This window comes from Shewanella sp. SR43-8 (assembly GCF_014163775.1).
In the GTDB taxonomy this organism is placed as follows: Bacteria; Pseudomonadota; Gammaproteobacteria; order Enterobacterales; family Shewanellaceae; genus Shewanella; species Shewanella vesiculosa.
Map to the genome: position 1 here is coordinate 463,987 of NZ_JACJDX010000001.1, position 21,070 is coordinate 485,056.

Here is a 21,070-nt window from a genome sequence, read left to right on the forward strand (position 1 = left end):
GAATGAGAAAATGTTTTAAATAATCATTTTCCTAGATGAGATCACAGCATTAACAAACGATTTTGACAGTGATGAGCGAGTTTACGCCGATTAAATGACATGAGGTTCACTATTTGGCTTGATTATTAATGACAACAGAGATGAATTTAACTAAAGTCGTAGTAATAAGTATTATTATTTTTTGTGAAAGTTAACTAATTAATTCGCCCTATTGGCGATTTAATTTATATTGAGTATAAATTCTTGTAGTTTTAGGCTGTTAAACTGCAAATTTAACGTGAAAAGTCACTTAGATGACATGGAATAATACATGACGGCTCGTTTTAAGTCTCTCACATGGAAACAAACTAACTTAGTAGTTTTTACTGCTTTGTTTTTTGCTGTTGCTATTTTTATCATCGAAATAGCACTCGTCGTTGTTACCGCTAAACAACAGCTTACCGCGGCACAACAAGAGCTGCTCAATTCCGTCGAACAAACCACTACCAACGCGGTATGGTCGTTAGATGATAAACTTGCCAGTCAAACCCTAGAAGGCATTATAAAAGTCGATAATGTTGGCTCTGCAGTCATCGAACTCGATGATGGTTCATTGTTTGTGTCTGAGGTAAATGAAACCGGAGAGTCCTCAAAAGCTTATGTTTCCTTAAGTAATCGTCTGTTTGGGGATCTAAAAGAAATCGCCCGTCCACTGTATCGTCCTTTCTATTTTGAAGGAAACAAACAACAACAGCTTATTGGCACCCTAACGATTTTTTACGATACCCAAAAGCTGACCACGAAACTGTTTAATCAATTACAACTTGGACTTATCGCAACATTAGCTCGAGCATTATTACTCACATTAGTATTGACCGTAGTGTTTCATCGTTTTCTCACTCAACCGATTGCTCGGATTAGCGAAGCAATTGACAAAATTGATCCTGATTATCCTGACGAAAACCTGTTACCTATGTCAAAAGCTCATAAAGATGATGAGTTAGGACTGGTGACCAGTAAGTTTAATCAAATATTATTGCAGTTCAGTCAAACTCAAAATAAGCTGCGCAAAATGGCAACCCGAGATCCATTAACGGGCTTACCAAACAGGACCTTATTATTAGAGACATTGAATGTCACCATTCAACGCTCTCGAGTCCACAAACGAAATTTTGCTCTACTCTTCATTGACTTGGATCGCTTTAAAAATATTAATGACTCCTTAGGCCATGCCATAGGTGATCAGTTTCTGGCGCGTATTGCGCGTATATTAGAACGAGTGGTGGGTGACAGAGGCAGCGTGGCTCGTCTTGGCGGTGATGAATTTGTTATCTTAGCCGATGAGATCCAAACACCTTCACAAGCGGCAGACTTTGTTGATAAATTACTCGCTCAATTAAATACTCCAATCCAGCTTAATGAGCACGCAATTCATCCCGCGGCATCGATAGGCATTTCTATATATCCCGAAGACGGTATCACTGCGGAAGACCTAATTCGTCATGCCGATATCGCCATGTACAGCGCTAAAGCGGCTGGCTCTAATCAGTGGTCATTTTTCAAGCAACAAATGACTGAACGTGCGGCAATAAGACTTCGCACAGAAGCCTCATTACACGACGCATTGAAAAACAACGAATTCTTATTATATTTTCAGCCTAAATTTGATTTAAAAACCAACAAAGTCGTCGGATGTGAAGCCCTTATTCGTTGGCAAAAAGACGGTCAATTGATAAGTCCGATGTCTTTTATCCCTGTGGCCGAAGAAACCGGAATTATTATCCCAATTGGCCGTTGGGTTATCGAGCAAAGCTGCAAAGTGATCCGAGAATGGCAACGTAAATACAATTATGAGATCCCTATTGCGGTGAACGTGGCATCGCAGCAATTCGCTGATGCCAGTTTAGTACCCGACATCAAGCAACTGGCAATTCGATACCAGATACGTCCTGAATTACTGGAAATTGAAATTACCGAAACATCGCTGATGAATGATGTTGAACAAGCAGTGACTAAATTAGAACAGCTTAAATCTGCCGGTTTTGGTATTGCGGTGGATGACTTTGGCACAGGATACTCGTCATTATCCTATCTACGTCACTTGCCAATAACAACAATGAAGATTGATCGTGCCTTTGTAAGTGATCTTCCTGAAGATAGTGCAATCGCATCGACTATTTTAATGTTGGGTCGTCAACTTGATTTGACCATTGTTGCTGAAGGTATTGAAAATATTCAACAACTTGAATGGCTCAAAGAAAATCAATGTGAGATTGGTCAAGGCTTTTACTTTAGCCAACCACTGCCGTTAGCCGAGTTTGAAGAGAAATATATTATCAGTAATACAGCTAAAGTCATTCATGCTTAAACACTCTGTATAAGCCACAGTAAACCTATCTCGTCAGCGGTTTACCCATAAGCGGCAAAGTATCATTTAGCGGCTAATAATCCTGTTAAAGGCCCCTTTTCCCTTATTAAGTGCAATCAACTAAGTTAGTAGGGCAAAGGGCTATTGGCGAGGTATTTGTTACCCAAGCTTAGGCTGATTACAACCCACAATTCTTTTTTCTTTCAGTTCTTAATAATTTTAAGACTTAAAGCTGAGCAAAATATCCTAAAGACAAACATAGATGAAGTTGCTCTGGAGTGATTAAAGTGCGGTTAAGTGCCCATTAACTCTTGTTGAATGTAGTCATGATCAACGGCCATTATTTATCCAAGCCTTAAAGGCTATTTCGGTAGATATAACAATATCGATACAGATGTGATCAATCAAAGTATGACTAAAAAACAACCACAAATGATTATGAGAACTGGTCAGTGAAAGGATGGGCTAAAAACAAGCATTTTTAGGCAATAAAAAAGGAAGCGATTAGCCTCCTTTTTTATGGTTTAATCAGCCTACTAAAGTAAGCCAAGTGTCGAATTAACGACGTAAACCTAACTTCTGGATCATAGCAGTGTAACGTGCTACGTCAGTACGCTTTAAGTAAGCAGAAAGCTTACGGCGTGCACTAACCATACGTAATAAACCACGACGAGAGTGGTGATCATGGATGTGCTCTTTAAAGTGACTTTGAAGGTGGTTAATTTGAGCAGTTAACAAAGCTACTTGAACTTCAGTTGAACCTGTATCGTTTTCGCCGCGACCAAAATCAGCTAAAATTTTTGCTTTTGCTTCAGCACTTAGTGACATGTGTATCTCCAAAAAAAGTAAATGTATCTCAAGCCGATCACTAACTCAGCCAGAGCGAGGGCAGCATTTTAACCAGATTGATGGTTAACCGCAATATAAATTCGATTATTTATCAGTAAAAGCAAACAACAACTCCGACTGATTACTCTGCAGGAGCATTATCATGGATCACAATCAAACGCTTTGGTGCTAATAAGCCATCATCATTCATGATGCCCATACCAACAAACCGACGTTCATCACCAATAGTGATACGCACTAATTCATCAGGCTTAAGTCCAGCAGCCTGAATAGCCTGGCCTTGCATGACGTAATATAGCATCGCCTCTGGCAAGTTAATTTCAGGGAAATTAGCGACCGCGGTGTCCATTGGTAATAATAATGGGTCCATCAGAGTTTGAGGCGCAACGTCATCTCTATGAGCTTGCTCAAGTAGCGCTTCTAATTGCGCTAAGGTGACCATTTTTTCATACGGATATTCGGCAACTTGAGTACGACGCAGCATAATAACATGTGCACCACATCCCAACATTTCACCTAAATCATCAATAATGGTCCGTATGTAAGTCCCTTTAGAACAATGAATATCTAGGGTTAACTCATCACCTTCAAGCTTGATAAAATTAAGCTCAAAAACAGTGATTGGTCGAGACTCACGAGGTACTTCAATGCCTTCACGTGCATACTTATACAAAGGCTGGCCTTGGTATTTTAATGCCGAATACATTGATGGTACTTGTTGCGTTGTGCCACGAAAAAAGGCCAGTTTCTCATCGAGTTGTGCTTGAGTAAAATTAACAGGACGCGTCTGAACGACTTCGCCATCTGAATCACTCGTATCAGTGCGCTCACCCAATTTAGCCGTCACCAGATAACGTTTATCCGAGTCTAATAAATGCTGAGAGAACTTAGTCGCTTCTCCAAGACAAATAGGCAACATTCCTGTTGCTAGCGGATCCAAAGCTCCTGTGTGGCCCGCTTTATTGGCATTAAAAAAGCGCTTAACTCTTTGCAGAGCAAAGTTAGAGCTCATGCCAGTATCTTTATCGAGTAATACTATTCCGTCGATGAAGCGACCTTTAGGGCGACGAGCCATTAATCTTGCTCCTTTTCACCGTCAACAGACTCGCTGTTATCAGAGACTTCTGGAGTAAATTGCTGTTGCTTGGCTTTATCTTTATTAATGACTTGGGTTACTAAGTTAGACATGCGCATGCCTTCTACCAGTGAGCTATCATAAATAAAGCGTAATTCAGGCATGACGCGTAATTTCATACGCCCAGCAACCAAAGTACGAACATAAGGTGCAGCAACAGTGAGTGCATCAATTTTTTGTTGAACAAGTTCTGTGTCTTCTTCAAAGAAGGTCACAAACACTTTTGCATAACTTAAATCACGTGAAACGTCGACATCGTTTACGGTAATGAAACCAATGCGAGGATCTTTCATATCGCGTTGCAGCACCATAGCAAGTTCTTGCTGGAGCTGTTGCGCAATGCGACGTGTACGACTAAATTCTTTTGCCATGATGATATGCCATATCGTTAGGTCTACAATCAAAAAGGGCGGCTAAAGCCGCCCTTCCATTGGTACTTATAAGGTGCGAGCAATTTCGACTGTTTCGAACACTTCAATTTGATCGCCCACTCGGACGTCATTGTAGTTCTTAACACCGATACCACATTCCATGCCATTACGCACTTCAGGAGCATCATCTTTAAAGCGACGTAAAGACTCAAGTTCACCTTCGAAGATAACTACGTTGTCACGTAATACACGAATTGGTGCGCTACGTTTAACGATACCTTCGGTAACCATACAACCTGCAATAGCGCCGATTTTAGGAGACTTAAATACATCACGAACTTCTGCAAGGCCGATAATTTCTTGTCTAAACTCAGGTGCTAACATACCTGTCATTGCAGCACGAACTTCATCAATTAGGTTGTAGATGATGCTGTAATAACGTAAATCGACACTTTCTGAATCTATGGTTTTGCGAGCCTGAGCATCAGCACGGACGTTGAAACCAACAAGGATCGCATTTGAAGCAGCGGCTAATGTTGCGTCGGTTTCGGTTAATGCACCAACACCGCGAGCAATAATGTTCACTTTAACTTCAGCTGTTGACAGTTTAGCTAAAGATTCGCAAATCGCTTCAAGAGAACCTTGAACATCAGCTTTAAGTACGATGTTAAGCTCTTGTACTTCGCCTTCTTCCATGTTGGCAAACATGTTTTCTAGTTTAGACTTCTGCTGACGCGCTAACTTAACATCACGGAATTTACCTTGACGATATAAAGCGACTTCACGAGCTTTACGTTCATCACGGACAACAGTGGCTTCATCACCCGCAGAAGGCACACCAGAGAGACCTAAAATCTCAACCGGAATAGAAGGACCCGCTTCAGTAATTGAATGACCATTTTCGTCTTTCATCGCACGGATTTTACCGTACTCTAAACCACATAAAACGATATCACCTTGGCGTAACGTACCTTCTTGAACCAAGATAGTTGCCACAGGGCCACGACCTTTATCAAGTTGTGATTCAATAACAACACCCGCAGCCATACCATCACGTACTGCTTTAAGTTCTAATACTTCAGATTGAAGTAAGATACCTTCTAACAATTCGTCAACGCCCATACCAGTTTTGGCTGATACGTGAACGAACATGTTATCTCCGCCCCAATCATCTGACATGATGCCATGTTGAGACAGCTCACTCTTAACACGCTCTGGATCAGCATCTGGCTTATCCATTTTGTTAACAGCTACGATTAACGGTACGTTACCCGCTTTAGCATGTTGAATCGCTTCAATCGTTTGTGGCATTACGCCATCATCGGCAGCAACAACCAAAATAACAATATCAGTCGCCTTAGCACCACGAGCACGCATTGACGTAAACGCCGCGTGACCAGGAGTATCAAGGAAAGTGATCATGCCGTTTTCAGTTTCAACGTGGTATGCACCAATATGCTGAGTAATACCACCGGCTTCGCCAGCAGCAACTTTCGCACGACGGATATAATCAAGTAATGACGTCTTACCATGGTCAACGTGACCCATGATAGTCACAACAGGAGCACGAGACTCTAGTTGGATGTTGTCATCGCGATCTTTTAGTACTTGATGCTCAAGCTCATTTTCACGAATCAGCACAACCTTATGACCTAACTCTTCAGCAACCATTTGAGCGGTTTCTTGGTCAAGTACTTGGTTAATCGTCACCATAGAGCCCATTTTCATCATTTGCTTGATGATAACAGTGGCTTTGATTGCCATTAAATGCGCTAATTCAGATACAGTTACGGTTTCACCGATGCGTACATCACGACTCACTGCTGCAGCGGGTTTATTAAAACCGTGCGCCATAGATTCTGGTGCTGTGCTGCGGTTACGCATGTGTTTTTCACGACCGTCACGCGCATCTTTTCCGCCACGTTTTTTGTTGGCATTTTTGTTGCGAGCACGACGACCACGTTTTTCATCATCGGCATCAGAACTGTCTTCAGCTGCACGAGCAACTTTAGATGTGGTGATATGGTGATCACCGTTCTTTTCTGCATCTAAACGTTGACGTTCTTCTTCAGCCCAACGCTTTGAGTTTACTTCAGCAAGTAGACGTGCTGTTTCAGCTGCTTTGGCGGCTTCATCTTTTTGCTTCTGAGTTAACACAGCTTCTTGAGTCGCTTTTAAACGCTCGGCTTCAGCTTTTGCTGCTGCAGTTTCTGGGTCAGCAACTTTAGTTACTTTAGGTTCAGACTTTACTTTTTCTGATTTCAATTTGGCTTCTGCTTCCGCTTTTTTCTTTGCTTCAGCATTAGCTTTCGCTTCTGCCGCTGCTTTTGCTTCAGCTTCCACTCTTACTTGAGCTTCAGCATCTGCTTTGGCTTTTGCTTGAGCTTCTAATTCAGCTTGTTTGGCTAATTCTGCATCATCACGCTTAACAAAAGTACGTTTCTTACGTACTTCTACTTTAACGTCTTTCGACTGACCGCCAGTGCTTGCAACACTTAACGTAGACACGGTTTTACGTTGCAATGTCATTTTAGTCGGTACTGAATCTGCACCATGCTGTTTTTTTAGAAAATCAAGAAGCTGTTGCTTCTCTTTTTCTGAAACAGTATCGAGTTGTTTTTTGCTTATACCAGCATCTGAGAATTGTTCGATTAATCGATCAACTGATTTTCCCACTTCCGCTGCTAATTTTTCTACACTTGTATCTGCCATCAATTAAATCCCCCTGTTGATCGACTTATGCTTCTTCGCCAAACCAACAGATATTGCGGGCAGCCATGATGAGCTCACCTGCTTTTTCTTCTGTTAATTCTTCAATATCAATTAAATCGTCAATACCTTGCTCGGCCAAGTCTTCTAAAGTCACTACGCCTTTGCTCGCTAGAACATAAGCTAAATGTCTTTCTAATCCTTCCAATGCTAATAAATCATCACTTGGCTCTGCACCATCTAACGCTTCTTCAGACGCTAATGCTCTTGTAGAGATAGCGGCCTTTGCACGTTCACGTAATGCTTCAACGATTCCTTCGTCGAAACCTTCTATTGCTAATAGCTCAGATTCTGGAACATAAGCGATCTCTTCTAACGAAGTGAATCCCTCATCAGCCAATACGGCTGCAAAATCTTGATCTACATCTAGATAAGCCACAAACAAATCAATCACCTTAGCGCTTTCGGCTTGGTGTTTTTTGTTCATGTCTTCAACTGTCATTACGTTCAGTTCCCAACCAGTCAGTTGAGTCGCTAAACGTACGTTCTGGCCGTTACGACCAATAGCTTGTGCCAAACTGTCTGCCTCAACAGCAATATCCATCGAATGATTGTCTTCGTCGACAATGATAGAGGCAACATCAGCTGGCGCCATGGCATTGATCACATATTGCGCTGGATTATCATCCCACAACACGATATCAACACGCTCGCCGCCTAACTCGTTTGATACGGCTTGCACTCGAGCACCACGCATACCAACACAAGCACCAATTGGATCGATACGACGGTCATTTGATTTAACGGCTATTTTAGCACGAGCACCTGGATCACGAGCAGCACCCATCACTTCAATCAATTCGTCGTAAATTTCTGGCACTTCAACCCGAAATAGCTCAATCAGCATTTCTGGCTTGCTGCGTGTTAAAAATAACTGCGCACCGCGAGCTTCTGGACGAACTGAGTACAATAATGCACGCACACGGTCACCAGGACGGAAAGATTCACGGCTGATTAAATCTTCTTTAAATAATACGCCATCAGCATTATTACCTAAATCAACAACCACGCTTTCACGGGTGCTTTTCTTAACAACACCAGTAACAATCTCACCTTCACGTTCAATAAATTGTTCAACAATTTGTGCACGTTCAGCTTCACGTACTTTTTGCACGATAACTTGTTTAGCAGTTTGTGTAGTAATACGGTCAAACGCGACAGAGTCGATTTGATCTTCGATATACTCACCTACTTGAATCTCTGGCTCTTCATAACGAGCGGCTTCGAAGGTAATTTCGCTATATGGGTTTTCCAAAGCCTCGCCATGATCGTCAACAACCATCCAACGACGGAAAGTATCGTAATGACCGGTTTTACGATCAATCGCAACGCGAACTTCAATATCGCCTTCGTATTTTTTCTTTGTTGCGGTAGCCAGTGCAATTTCTAGCGCTTCGAAAATCTTCTCGCGCGGAAGGCCTTTCTCATTGGAAACCGCTTCTGCGACTAGCAGGATCTCTTTATTCATTTGGTCTTGCCTCGTCCTTCACCTGAAACTATCAAAACTTAGCGATAATGCTGCCTTTACGGATATTATCCAAAGCAACAATCAAGTCTTTACCATCAACGGTTATGGTGAGCATTTGCCCATCAACACTATTGATGACGCCTTTTAAATTACGACTACCCGCAACAGGCATAGTCAGTTGTATTTTTGCATCCTCACCTTTATAGGCAGCATATTGCTCGGCGGTAAATAACGGTCTATCTACGCCAGGTGAAGATACTTCTAATGTGTATTCTGTAGAAATAGGGTCTTCAACATCCATAACTGCGCTAACTTGACGACTGGCTGCTGCACAATCTTCAATATTGATGCCATTCTCGTGATCAATAAAAACACGTAAAATTGAATGACGACCAGCTTGAATATATTCAATGCCCCATAGTTTAAAGCCTAATGCTTCAACAGGTACTGTTAACATTTCAACAAGCTTGGATTCTATTGTTGCCAAAAATGACCCCCAAAAAAACAAAAAAAGGGCTAATAGCCCCATTGCAACCCGCATAAAACACGGATATTTAAAAGTTCATATAACAAAAAACCCCGTAATCACGAGGTTATTTTATTATAAAACCTGTAAATTGTAATTTATTTTCTAACGAAATTAAATTACAAGGAGCTGGTTGCGGGGGCCGGACTTGAACCGACGACCTTCGGGTTATGAGCCCGACGAGCTACCAACTGCTCCACCCCGCGTCAACTGTATGCAAGTATATTGATTTACGCTATATCTTGCAATAACTAATCAAACGCTATCTATCATTTGTTAGTTAAATTTGGTGCCGAGAGCGGGACTTGAACCCGCACGTCCGTTAAGACACAGCCACCTCAAGGCTGCGCGTCTACCAATTCCACCACCTCGGCGTTACCTGGTTTACTAGTCAGGAATTTTCGTTTCTGACTTTTCGGTTTGCACCGGAGCTTCATCAATGATTTGCTCTGCTGCTGGACCTAAATCTTTCCACTGATCATTTTGCTCTGTGTGATTAGCACTTAAATTACCAATCACTAAACTCAATGCAAAAAATCCAATGGCTAATACTGCAGTACTGCGAGTCAGGAAATTACCTGAACCACTTGAGCCAAATAATGTGCCTGAAGCACCGGCTCCGAAAGATGCGCCCATGTCGGCACCCTTTCCTTGTTGGATTAATATTAAGCCGATAAGACCTAACGCTACCACCAAGTATACAACTATAAGAACTTCGTACATATAATTACGCGCTCATTGCTATGGTACATAAACTTAAAAACTCACTTGAGTTCAAACTTGCACCGCCAATCAGACCACCATCAACATCAGGCTGGGCAAATATATCTGCCGCATTGCTTGGGGTGACGCTACCACCGTAAAGAATTCTGATATTCTCACCAATAAAGGGAGAAACTTCCGAGAGGCGACTGCGAATAAACGCATGTACTTCTTGTGCCTGCTCTGGTGTAGCACTTTTACCTGTCCCTACTGCCCATAAAGGTTCGTAAGCGATAATTGCGTTATCAAAAGCCATGGTACCGTTTTTTTCAATTACTATATCAAGCTCTTCCGCAATCACCTCAAAGGTACGTCTTGCTTCACGAGCTGGTCCTGATTCACCTACACACAAAATCGGTGTCAGACCATGTTTCTGAGCAGCAGCAAACTTCTCTGCCACAATATTACTCGTCTCTCCGTACATACGGCGACGTTCGGAATGGCCGATAATCACATACCGACATCCAGAATCTTTTAGCATCTGCCCGGATATTTCGCCTGTGTATGCACCAAAATCATGTTGACTCAGATTTTGTGCACCCATTCTAACAAGCGCACCATCTAAGGTTTGCTTATTGGCTTCAAGCAGCTGCCGAACACTTTCAAGATAAATTGAAGGCGGGCATAAAACCACTTCAGCGGAATCATTTTGGAGCTTGGTAGCAAACTTCTTGAAAAGCTCTTGGGCTAATGCCGAATTACCATTCATTTTCCAGTTACCAGCGACCATAGGACGTCTGAGTGCCATTCACTGTCTCCTCTGAAAGCGGCGTGAATAATAGCGAACCACTTATCAAGTTACAAGAGCTAAAAGGGGAATATTTCATATAAACTGTCGAAGCGTCTACTTTTTGAGCGAGCAACGGCTTATCTTAATATTCAAATAATTAACATGCTGCCTTTACCGCGTCAGCAATACGATTTGCATGCGCAAGCACTTGGGGATGATCATCTCCCTCGACCATAACTCTAATTAACGGTTCAGTACCCGACTTACGTAATAATACACGTCCACGAGCACCCAATTGTTGTTCAACATCCGCTTTAGCTAACTTAACCGCCTCGCTATCGAGTGGATTAGAGCTGCCTTCAAAACGCACATTAACTAACACTTGCGGTAACATCTTCATCGATTCAGTTAATTGTTCAAGTGAAGCATTTTGACGTCGCATTGCCGCGAGGACTAAAATGCCTGCAATGATACCATCACCAGTAGTACCATGATCAAGATTAAGAATATGACCAGAGTTTTCACCGCCTATTCGCCACTTATTCTTCTTCAGCATCTCCATGACATAGCGGTCACCGACCTTAGAACGAACAAAAGGAATATCAAGTGCTTGCAGCGCTAAGTCCAAACCTAAATTAGACATTACGGTGCCAACAACTCCGCCGTTTAAAATACCACGTTTTTGGGCATCTACCGCTAAAATATATAAAATCTGATCACCATCAACCACTGCGCCATGACGATTAACCATCATAATGCGATCGCCATCACCATCTAATGCAATACCTAAATCAGCTTTTTCAACTAAAACGGTTTCACAGATTTTGGCCATTGCTGTTGCGCCGACTTTATCATTGATATTGAGACCGTCAGGTTTATCTCCAATAGCAATAACATCTGCACCTAATTCACGAAAAACATTAGGAGCAATATGGTAAGTGGCGCCATGAGCACAATCAACGACTATTTTTAATCCTTTAAGTGTTTGATCAGCCGGAAAATTACCTTTGCAGTACTCGATATAGCGCCCTGCTGCATCATCAATACGCCGAGCCTTGCCCAGTAGATGCGACTCCACACAGACTAACGGTTTTTCAAGTTCTGCTTCTATTTCTAGCTCGATGGCATCATCCAGTTTACTGCCATCGGTAGAGAAAAACTTGATACCGTTATCATAATAAGGATTGTGTGATGCACTAATCACGACACCCGCCTCGGCGCGAAAGGTACGAGTTAAATAAGCCACTGCAGGAGTAGGCATAGGGCCTAGCAGCAAAACGTTAAGTCCTGCGGCAGATAAGCCTGCCTCTAAAGCTGATTCAAACAGGTAACCTGAAATACGAGTATCCTTACCAATAATCACTTTTTGGGTGCCATTTCGAGACAATACTCGTCCAGCCGCCCAACCGAGCTTCAATGCCAATTCAGGAGTCATTTTACCCGCCCCTACTTTGCCGCGAATACCATCGGTTCCAAAAAATTTTCTTTGCTTCACAGATCCCTACTTAAGTGTTTTCACTTTACTGATAACATTATTATGTGATGCAACTATAGATTAGCCATGGTTTCTGACATCACTTTAAGCACATCGACTGTTTCTGGTACATCATGAACTCGAATAATTTGTGCACCTTGCTGAGCTGCAATTAATGCACCAGCAAGGCTTCCGGCAAGGCGTTGGTCTGTATCACGCGCTAACAGGTCGCCGATCATGCTTTTTCGCGACAGACCTATCAATAAAGGCAAATGAAATTCATGTAACTTTGGTAATGCCGCTAATAGACGGTAATTATGCGCTAAAGTTTTGCCAAAACCAAAACCTGGATCGAGAATTAAACGCTCGCGCTCAATTCCAGCCGCTTCACAGTAAGCGATACGTAATTCAAAAAAAGCCGCTACTTCATCAATCACATCCTCATACTCAGGTTGATCTTGCATAGTTTGCGGCTCACCTTGCATGTGCATTAAGCAAATTGGCACATCTAGCGTTGCAGCCATGGCTAAAGCACCTGGTACTTGTAACGCGCGCACATCGTTGATTAAATTAGCTCCGGCATTAACAGCTTGTTCCATCACTTCAGGTTTGCTGGTATCGATTGAAATCCATACATTGTGTGTTTTTGCTGTGTATTCGATGATAGGGATCACTCGGGCAAGTTCTTGCTCAATCGTCACTTCTGCAGCACCAGGTCGGGTTGACTCACCACCCACATCAATAATTAATGCACCTTGCTCTACCATATTATCAACATGACGACAGGCTTGTTCAAAACCAATATATTCACCGCCATCGGAAAATGAATCAGGCGTCACATTCACTATCCCCATCACTACAGGGCTTGATAAGTCTAGAGTTTTATTAGCATGAGTTAATTGAAACACGGGTATTTTCCTAGATAAGATTAAAAACAAGAAAACCCCTTTCGGGGTTTTCTTTATTTGCTAAATTGTTTATTTAGCGGGTGATTCATCCGCGTCATTGGTATCGGCTTTATTATCGACTTTAACGTCGGTTTTAGCCTCATCCACTGGCGTTTCGGCTTCAGATTTAGGCGTGTTATTGCCACTATCTTTGTCGTCTGATGATTCATCTTTTTGCCATTCAGCTGGCATGCGCACTTCGCGGCGATTCATTAGATCATCGATTTGCAACGAGTCAATAGTTTCATATTTCATCAATGCGTCTTTCATCGCATGTAAAATATCCATATTGTCTGTCAACATCGTTTGCGCACGTTGATAGTTTTTATCGATAAACATCTTAATTTCAGAGTCAATCAATGTTGCTGTATCACCTGACATTGCCTTTGCTTTACCCATACTGCGACCTAAGAAAACTTCGTTTTCTTCTTCTGCGTAAAGTAACGGACCTAGCTTGTCAGAGAACCCCCATTGCGTAACCATATTACGAGCTATCGATGTAGCGTACTTAATATCTTGCGACGCCCCTGTAGACACTTTTTCACTTCCGTAAATAAGTTCTTCAGCTAAACGTCCACCATAGGCAACTGAAATTTGTGATTCCAATTTACGACGGCTTTGGCTAACGGCATCAGCTTCAGGTAAAAAGAAGGTCACACCTAATGCACGGCCACGCGGAATAATAGTCACTTTATGCACTGGGTCATGTTCTGGTACCAAGCAACCAATAATGGCATGTCCAGCTTCATGATAAGCGGTCATTTCTTTGTCAGATTCAGACATCACCATAGAACGGCGCTCTGCACCCATCATGATTTTATCTTTAGCACGCTCAAACTCTTCCATACCAACAACACGACGATTACCGCGAGCAGCGAATAACGCCGCTTCGTTGACAAGGTTTGCTAAGTCAGCACCAGAGAAGCCTGGCGTACCACGCGCAATGACACTGGCTTTAACATCATCTGATAAAGGTACTTTACGCATATGTACTTTAAGAATTTGTTCACGACCACGAACATCAGGCAAGCCAACGACAACTTGACGGTCAAATCGACCTGGACGCAATAACGCTGAATCAAGTACGTCTGGACGGTTAGTTGCTGCAATAACAATAACGCCTTCATTACCTTCAAAGCCGTCCATTTCAACCAAAAGCTGGTTTAATGTTTGCTCACGCTCATCGTGCCCACCACCTACACCGGCACCACGTTGGCGGCCTACGGCATCGATTTCATCAATAAAAATGATACAAGGAGCAGATTTTTTAGCTTGTTCGAACATGTCACGTACACGGGATGCACCAACACCGACAAACATTTCCACAAAGTCAGAACCCGAAATGGTAAAGAACGGCACCTTAGATTCACCGGCAATCGCCTTGGCTAATAAGGTTTTACCTGTACCAGGTTGTCCGACCATCAGCACGCCCGTAGGAATACGACCGCCTAATTTTTGGAACTTGGTTGGGTCTCGTAAATAATCAACAAGTTCTTTGACTTCTTCTTTTGCTTCATCACAACCTGCAACGTCAGCAAAAGTGGTTTTGATTTGGTCTTCGCTCATCAGTTTGGCTTTACTTTTACCAAACGACATTGCGCCCTTGCCGCCACCGCCTTGCATTTGTCGCATGAAAAATATCCATACGCCAATTAGCAGTAACATTGGGAACCATGAAATAAAGATTTGGGTTAGGAAACCTGACTCTTCAGCTTCTTGGCCTTTCATGGTGATGCCTTTACGATCAAGATCATTAATTAAATCTTGGTCATATATAGGCATGATTGTGGTGAACTTCTCGCCGGTACGTTTAGTTCCTTCAATCGTCCGTTGGTCGCTTTTTATTTCAACCGTGTTAATTTGACCATTTCGAACATTGTCCAAAAAGGCGGAATAATCCATCTTCTGCGAATTCGAAGAAGAGGGGGAATAACCCTGAAACACTGACATCAGTACAACAGCGATGACAACCCAGAGTATTAAATTTTTTGCCATGTCACTCAAATTACTAGACCTCTTAACAGTCCTGCGATTATTAACGTTAGACTACTACAACTTGTAACCAGTCGCCACTAGATAGACTTCCCGAGAGCGCGCTCTAGAGGAGTCTGGTTTTCGGGTTTTTACTACTTTGAATGCCTGCTTGACCGTTTTAATATAATCGTCAAAACCCTCCCCCTGAAAGACTTTAACAGCAAAACAGCCGTTAGGCGTCAACACTTGATGACACATATCTAGCGCTAATTCAACTAAATACATAGCTCTTGGTTGATCAACAGCACCCGAACCACTCATGTTCGGAGCCATATCTGATAGTACCACATCCACTTTATCTTGACCTACACGCTCAAGCAATGCTTCGAGTACTTTGTTTTCTCTAAAATCACCTTGAAGGAAATCAACACCAACAATTGGGTCCATAGGTAAAATATCACAAGCAATGACTTTACCTCTGTCACCAACAAGTTTAACCGCAACTTGCGACCAACCACCTGGTGCTGCACCTAAATCAACAACTGTCATACCTTGTTTTATCAAGTTATCTTTTTGTTGTATCTCCTCTAACTTGAATGCTGCTCGTGAACGTAAGCCACGTTTTTGGGCCAGTTTCACATAGTGATCATCAAAGTGTTCTTGCATCCAGCGAGTTGAGCTCGCCGTACGTTTTTTTGTTGTCATTTAAATTCCGCAACGATTCAGAGTTACATAAGCTCTATATAAGGGTAGAATACCCGTTTTTCAACAGTAACTCAGCAAAAGTTGGCACAAATGAACTTAACAACCAAACAAAAACAGCATTTAAAAGGTCTGGCTCACAGTCTAAAACCAGTGGTGCTGCTTGGTGGCAATGGCCTAACTGAAGGTGTTCTGGCTGAAATTGATAGCGCTCTTACACATCATGAATTGATTAAAGTAAAAGTAGCCTCTGCTGACAGAGAGCTCAAAAATGCCATCGTTGACGCCATTATACGTGAAACCCAGTCTGCGAAAGTGCAACTAATCGGTCATGTTTTAGTCATTTTCCGTCATTCGGTCGAAATGAAGATTGCTTTGCCTAAAGCCAAATAGTTTCACATTCTTTTATTAAAAGCCGCTGAATTCAGCGGCTTTTTTATGGGAGATGAATTATCGTTAATCAGGGGTGATCAGGTAATGGAACCTCTTGATAATGCTGCGCCTTTAAGCCTAAAAACTCAGGTAAAGTAGCGCCAATTGAAATTGATGACCAAGTGCCGGTTAAAATACCAATAAACATCGCGATAGAAAAACCTTCCAATGGCTCCCCTCCCATAATCCACAATGCTACCACGGTTAATAAGGTGGTCCCCGATGTAATCATAGTTCTAGAGAAAGTTGTTTTAACCGCTAAATTATTAATATCCGCCGTTTTCCATTGTAACTTAGCCACTAACTGTTCGCGGATCCTATCAGCAATAATAATCGAGTCATTGAGTGAATACCCCAAAATAGCTAAAATTGCTGCCAGGATAGTTAAATTAAATTCCATTTGGCTTAACGCAAAAAAAGCCAGCACAAACACCACATCATGTACTAAAGCCAATAACGCACCTGAAGCTAAGCGCCATTCAAAACGAAAACTTAAATACCCCATAATACATAGCATAGCGATTAGCAGAGCTATGCTGCCTTGCTCAACTAACTCTTGGCCTACTTGAGGCCCAACAATACTGCTGTTTAGCACAGTAATATCGGTATTTAATGGCGCTAAGACTTGTCGGAGATCTGGACGAAGCTGCTCGTCGGGTATGTTGGCATAACGTAATACCCACCGTCCCGGTTCACTGGCGGAAATAACACTCACATCTTGTTGGTAGGCGGCGGTCATTAGTGGCTGTATTTCACTGGCCGTAATACGATGGTCAAGTTGAATTTCAGTGACCACTCCGCCAGTAAAATCTAAGCCCCAATTAAACCCCTTTACACCAATTACGCTTAGTGACACCAGCATCAACACAATAGAAAGTATGCTTGAAATATAGCGCCATTTGGTGAGGTATTCTAGTTTACCTGTTTCTAGTGAGTTATTTATACTTGTTGAGTTCATAGTATTACACCTTAATTGCGCGGCGAGTGTCGCGGCCATAAACTAAATTGATTAATGCTCTCGAGGCAAAAATGCCGGTAAACATGCTGGTTAATAACCCTAAGCCTAAGGTCAATGCAAAGCCTTGAATAGGGCCATTACCAATAGAGAACAGCACAACGGCGGTGATCATAGTAGTAAAATTAGCATCAAATATGGTTGAGAATGCACTATCAAATCCCACATCTATAGCGCTGGCAAAGCTGCGACCTTCAGCTAGCTTTTCTTTTATTCGCTCAAAGATAAGCACATTAGTATCAACCGCCATACCAACAGTAAGCACTAACCCCGCAATACCTGGTAAGGTTAATACAGCCCCTGGAATGAGGGCTAATAAGCCAAATAACATCGTCATGTTGGCGATTAACGCCACATTAGCAATCCAGCCTAAACGGCGATACCAACAGGCCATAAACAATAATGTTACTGACATACCTAATGCTAACGCTGCAAATCCGTTGACAATGTTTTCAGCACCTAAGCTTGGTCCTATTGTGCGTTCTTCTACAATCGTCACCGGTGCTGTCATGGAACCTGCTCTTAGCAATAACGCAAGCTGCTGTGCCTCTTGATGGCTCCCTGAACCAGTAATTTCAAACCGATTACCCAGTTGACTTTGTATGGTGGCAACACTAATGATTTGCGTTGTTTGTCGAGCTTTACCCGCTTCATCTCGGCTATATTCACTGTATGCGGTCGCCATAGGTTTACCTATGTTGTCGCGCGAGAAATCAGACATTAACTTACCGCCTGCAGCGTCGAGACTAATGTTGACTTTCGCCATGCCAAAATCACCAGTAGTCGCTCTAGCATCAATAATATGATCGCCTCCCAGTACTGGCTTTCTTGATACGTACACGGGTTTATCATGTTGGTCATTAATGACCACAGCGTTTACAGAACCCGTTGGCAGTACAGGATAAAATGCTAAACTGGCCGTTGCACCAATAACGTTTTTAGCGGTGGCAGGATCTTGTACTCCAGGTAACTCAATACGGATCCGATGATCACCTTGGCGTTGAACGAGCGCTTCGGTTATCCCCAGTTCCTCTATCCGGCTACGCATAATTTGCAAGTTTTGCTGCACAGTCACATTGGTCAATTTAAGTTGTTCATGTTGAGACAAACTAACAGTGAGTATTTGTTGGTGACCACTTACTTGCCATAATGGATACTGCTGTGCAATAAATTGTCTTAGCTGGGCTCGAGACGGTTCATCAGCAATCTCAACACTCAATGTAGCGCCATCACCGGAACGAACCTTAACGTTACTGATATGCTGATCAGCAGCAAATTGCTTCACGGCATCACCAAGCATAATCGCCTGGTTTTGAAACACTAAATCAAGATCTACATCCAATAAAAATTGTACTCCACCGCGTAAATCTAAACCCAGCTTTATCGGTTTAACACCTAGGTTTAATAGCCAGTGAGGTGCAGCAGGCGCTAAGGCTAATGTCACTTGAGCTTGATTATCAAACTGCTCAGCTAAAGCCTTTTTAGCTTTGGCCTGCATATCAGGGTTATCTAGCACCACCAGTAAACTATCTTGTTGTTGCTCAATACGTTTACTCTTTATGCCTACCTGGTGTAGCGCATAATCTACTTGTTCTGCTGTTATAGATTTGCTTGGCTTTACACCAAGTTGTACAGCAGGATCTTCGCCATACCAAGATGGTAATGCGCTCATAAATAAGATGATTAATGTGGTAATTAATAACCAGTATTTCCATTGAGAATAATGATTTAGCTGTTTCGTTTTTGATTTCATAACTCTTGATCTCACTAGATCGAGGCTATTTAAGCCACGATAAAAATGCATAGCGAGTGATGAGGCGCAATTGACCTAACCCATCGACCCACAGTAAAACTCATTAGCAAAGCTAATGGCGTTTATCATCAAGGCAGAATATGACTAACAGGTATGGGAATGGACGAAAAGTAAATTAGACTCTTTCCAGGCGGACAGTCTTGAAGGAGCTGAAGCTGTGGATAAAACCCAGTCCAATTGCGGACTAAAGTTAATTTGATACCCTATGGTTAAACTTGGAACAGGTGGAGAGATAAATTCGTAAGCCAATAAATAATTGGGCTTTAACTCATCAGACTCGTGTTGAACAATACTGATATATCGCGACGAATAAGTGGGCACATAATGAATGTCTTTAGAATTAGATTCTGCAGAGATAGAGTTGGTTGAAGAGATATTACCAACATAGCCCAGCAGTGAACTATTACCATCGATGAGGGTGTGATTTAACGCGGTAATACTATTTGCATCATGACGGTCAATTGAGCGATCAATGCCTTTGACTGACGACAGAATAATATCAACGTTAGCTGAACTCATTGGTTGATCACAGATACGATCGTCTGAGTGTATGTCGATATTATAAGAACAAGAATGTGCCGTAGTCGTGGTAAATGGCAACGATGCTAAAACCAACACACGGCTATTGATGAGGAAGATTGAACACAACCCCACAATTACCAGCATTAGTAGTATACGAGCCCACGGAAACGTCATAATGACCTTATTTAATCAAGCAATTCAGATACATAATCTGCATATTCTATTTTTACATCATCACAAGATGATTTTTAAACCTATATTTTAAACGTAATATTGCAAAGCATATTAGGCTTCATACGGTAAAATGTAACAGCATTGTAAACTAAATGGATGATATCCATTGCACCTTTAATGTGCAAATGAATTTTTTTACATGTTTTATCGTCATCAGCACATAGGTACTGTATTTCATGACAATAAAAAAGCACTAAACAGGATGCTATTTAGTGCTCGCTAAAGTGATGTGTTATTGATGTCGGTATTGAGTTGTGCAAAAAATTTAATGCTTAATATTTGGTCATCAGCTTTAATATAATAGATAAAACATACTGTTAAATATTAGCTATGCTCAATAACAATCCACACTTAAAGATATTTAACTGCAATGACTTCATAGTCAGTCAAACCACCTGGAGTGGTAATCGAGACTTCATCGCCTTCACTTTTGCCAATTAACCCACGTGCAATCGGTGAATTAACAGAAATTAAATTTTGCTTAATATCAGCTTCATCATCACCAACAATGCGATAAGTCACTTCAGCATCAGTATCGATATTTAAAATAGTCACTGTCGTACCAAAAATCACTCGGCCAGTATTTTCTAATTTGGTAACATCAATGATTTGAGCGTTAGACAACTTACCTTCAATGTCACGAATACGCGCTTCACAAATACCCTGATCTTCACGGGCAGCGTGATATTCAGCATTTTCTTTTAAATCACCTAATTCACGAGCAGAAGCAATTGCTTCGGTAATTTTTGGGCGGCGATCGAACTTTAAAAATTCAACTTCTTTACGTAATTGATCTGCGCCAACTACCGTCATTGGGACCTTACTCATAATGTCTTTGTCTCCTTTAAAAACAAAAGCATCCCGTGCTGACGAAAGTCAACACAGTAAAAATTCAGTTGGAAGTACGCAATCGACTTAGCGTACGTATCTAGGATGCATCTTTTCGATGATGTCTGACAGCTTACCTAAGCTTTTACAGACTTGCTAGTCATCCATCATC

Annotated in this window: 18 protein-coding genes and 2 tRNA genes; 2 read left to right on the forward strand and 18 right to left on the reverse strand. The window is 42.0% G+C overall.

From position 1 onward, the window contains the following. Positions 1-310 precede the first annotated feature (310 nt). Positions 311-2,347: a bifunctional diguanylate cyclase/phosphodiesterase gene (locus tag H5114_RS01950; RefSeq protein ID WP_124017631.1), complete on the forward strand. Its 2,037-nt coding sequence runs from the start codon at positions 311-313 to the stop codon at positions 2,345-2,347. Positions 2,348-2,905: 558 nt separating this feature from the next. On the opposite strand, the gene rpsO is transcribed toward H5114_RS01950, so the two are convergent. The 14 genes from rpsO to rlmE all read right to left on the reverse strand — a co-directional run bounded on the left by rpsO (position 2,906) and on the right by rlmE (position 16,057). Next, positions 2,906-3,175, reverse strand: a complete 270-nt coding sequence (gene rpsO / locus H5114_RS01955) for a 30S ribosomal protein S15 (RefSeq protein ID WP_124017632.1) — start codon at positions 3,173-3,175, stop codon at positions 2,906-2,908. Between the two features lie 142 nt (positions 3,176-3,317). Next, the gene (gene truB / locus H5114_RS01960) at positions 3,318-4,271 is read right to left on the reverse strand and encodes a tRNA pseudouridine(55) synthase TruB (RefSeq protein WP_124017633.1); all 954 of its coding nucleotides are present in this window, start codon (positions 4,269-4,271) and stop codon (positions 3,318-3,320) included. Then, the gene (gene rbfA / locus H5114_RS01965) at positions 4,271-4,702 is read right to left on the reverse strand and encodes a 30S ribosome-binding factor RbfA (protein ID WP_124017634.1); all 432 of its coding nucleotides are present in this window, start codon (positions 4,700-4,702) and stop codon (positions 4,271-4,273) included. Before rbfA ends, truB begins: the two co-directional genes overlap by 1 nt. Before the next feature lie 66 nt (positions 4,703-4,768). Further along, on the reverse strand, positions 4,769-7,414 hold the full coding sequence (gene infB / locus H5114_RS01970; RefSeq protein WP_124017635.1) for a translation initiation factor IF-2: 2,646 nt from the start codon (positions 7,412-7,414) through the stop codon (positions 4,769-4,771). A 25-nt stretch (positions 7,415-7,439) separates the two neighbouring features. After that, entirely contained in the window at positions 7,440-8,939 is a 1,500-nt protein-coding gene (gene nusA / locus H5114_RS01975) for a transcription termination factor NusA (RefSeq protein ID WP_124017636.1), read from the reverse strand. Between the two features lie 31 nt (positions 8,940-8,970). Beyond that, on the reverse strand, positions 8,971-9,426 hold the full coding sequence (gene rimP / locus H5114_RS01980) for a ribosome maturation factor RimP (RefSeq protein ID WP_124017637.1): 456 nt from the start codon (positions 9,424-9,426) through the stop codon (positions 8,971-8,973). A gap of 169 nt (positions 9,427-9,595) precedes the next feature. Beyond that, positions 9,596-9,671, reverse strand: a tRNA-Met gene (locus H5114_RS01985). Between the two features lie 81 nt (positions 9,672-9,752). Beyond that, positions 9,753-9,839: transfer RNA gene (locus tag H5114_RS01990), tRNA-Leu, on the reverse strand. A gap of 13 nt (positions 9,840-9,852) precedes the next feature. Then, positions 9,853-10,188 carry a preprotein translocase subunit SecG gene (secG, locus tag H5114_RS01995; protein WP_124017638.1) on the reverse strand — a complete coding sequence of 112 codons (336 nt, stop codon included), beginning with the start codon at positions 10,186-10,188 and terminating at the stop codon, positions 9,853-9,855. Positions 10,189-10,192: 4 nt separating this feature from the next. Next, positions 10,193-10,975, reverse strand: coding sequence for a triose-phosphate isomerase (gene tpiA, locus H5114_RS02000; RefSeq protein ID WP_124017639.1), 783 nt, complete (start codon positions 10,973-10,975; stop codon positions 10,193-10,195). Positions 10,976-11,114: 139 nt separating this feature from the next. Next, a complete protein-coding gene (glmM, locus tag H5114_RS02005; protein WP_182697862.1) occupies positions 11,115-12,452 on the reverse strand; it encodes a phosphoglucosamine mutase in 1,338 nt (445 codons plus the stop codon). Positions 12,453-12,505: 53 nt separating this feature from the next. Beyond that, on the reverse strand, positions 12,506-13,285 hold the full coding sequence (folP, locus tag H5114_RS02010) for a dihydropteroate synthase (RefSeq protein ID WP_220492420.1): 780 nt from the start codon (positions 13,283-13,285) through the stop codon (positions 12,506-12,508). 123 nt (positions 13,286-13,408) lie between these two features. Then, on the reverse strand, positions 13,409-15,382 hold the full coding sequence (ftsH, locus tag H5114_RS02015) for an ATP-dependent zinc metalloprotease FtsH (protein WP_182722046.1): 1,974 nt from the start codon (positions 15,380-15,382) through the stop codon (positions 13,409-13,411). 45 nt (positions 15,383-15,427) lie between these two features. Further along, positions 15,428-16,057: a 23S rRNA (uridine(2552)-2'-O)-methyltransferase RlmE gene (rlmE, locus tag H5114_RS02020; protein WP_182722047.1), complete on the reverse strand. Its 630-nt coding sequence runs from the start codon at positions 16,055-16,057 to the stop codon at positions 15,428-15,430. 90 nt (positions 16,058-16,147) lie between these two features. Here rlmE and yhbY point away from each other — a divergent pair, with 90 nt between their 5' ends. Continuing rightward, entirely contained in the window at positions 16,148-16,447 is a 300-nt protein-coding gene (gene yhbY / locus H5114_RS02025) for a ribosome assembly RNA-binding protein YhbY (protein WP_182697858.1), read from the forward strand. A gap of 67 nt (positions 16,448-16,514) precedes the next feature. Here yhbY and secF read toward each other — a convergent pair whose 3' ends face one another. The 4 genes from secF to greA all read right to left on the reverse strand — a co-directional run bounded on the left by secF (position 16,515) and on the right by greA (position 20,898). Further along, a complete protein-coding gene (gene secF / locus H5114_RS02030) occupies positions 16,515-17,444 on the reverse strand; it encodes a protein translocase subunit SecF (protein WP_182722048.1) in 930 nt (309 codons plus the stop codon). Positions 17,445-17,448: 4 nt separating this feature from the next. Next, positions 17,449-19,254 (reverse strand): protein translocase subunit SecD, encoded by a 1,806-nt coding sequence (gene secD / locus H5114_RS02035; RefSeq protein WP_182722049.1) that lies wholly within the window; start codon positions 19,252-19,254, stop codon positions 17,449-17,451. A gap of 144 nt (positions 19,255-19,398) precedes the next feature. Then, positions 19,399-20,010, reverse strand: coding sequence for a hypothetical protein (locus H5114_RS02040; RefSeq protein WP_182722050.1), 612 nt, complete (start codon positions 20,008-20,010; stop codon positions 19,399-19,401). 411 nt (positions 20,011-20,421) lie between these two features. Next, positions 20,422-20,898: a transcription elongation factor GreA gene (gene greA / locus H5114_RS02045; RefSeq protein ID WP_124017648.1), complete on the reverse strand. Its 477-nt coding sequence runs from the start codon at positions 20,896-20,898 to the stop codon at positions 20,422-20,424. Between the last annotated feature and the right edge of the window lie 172 nt (positions 20,899-21,070).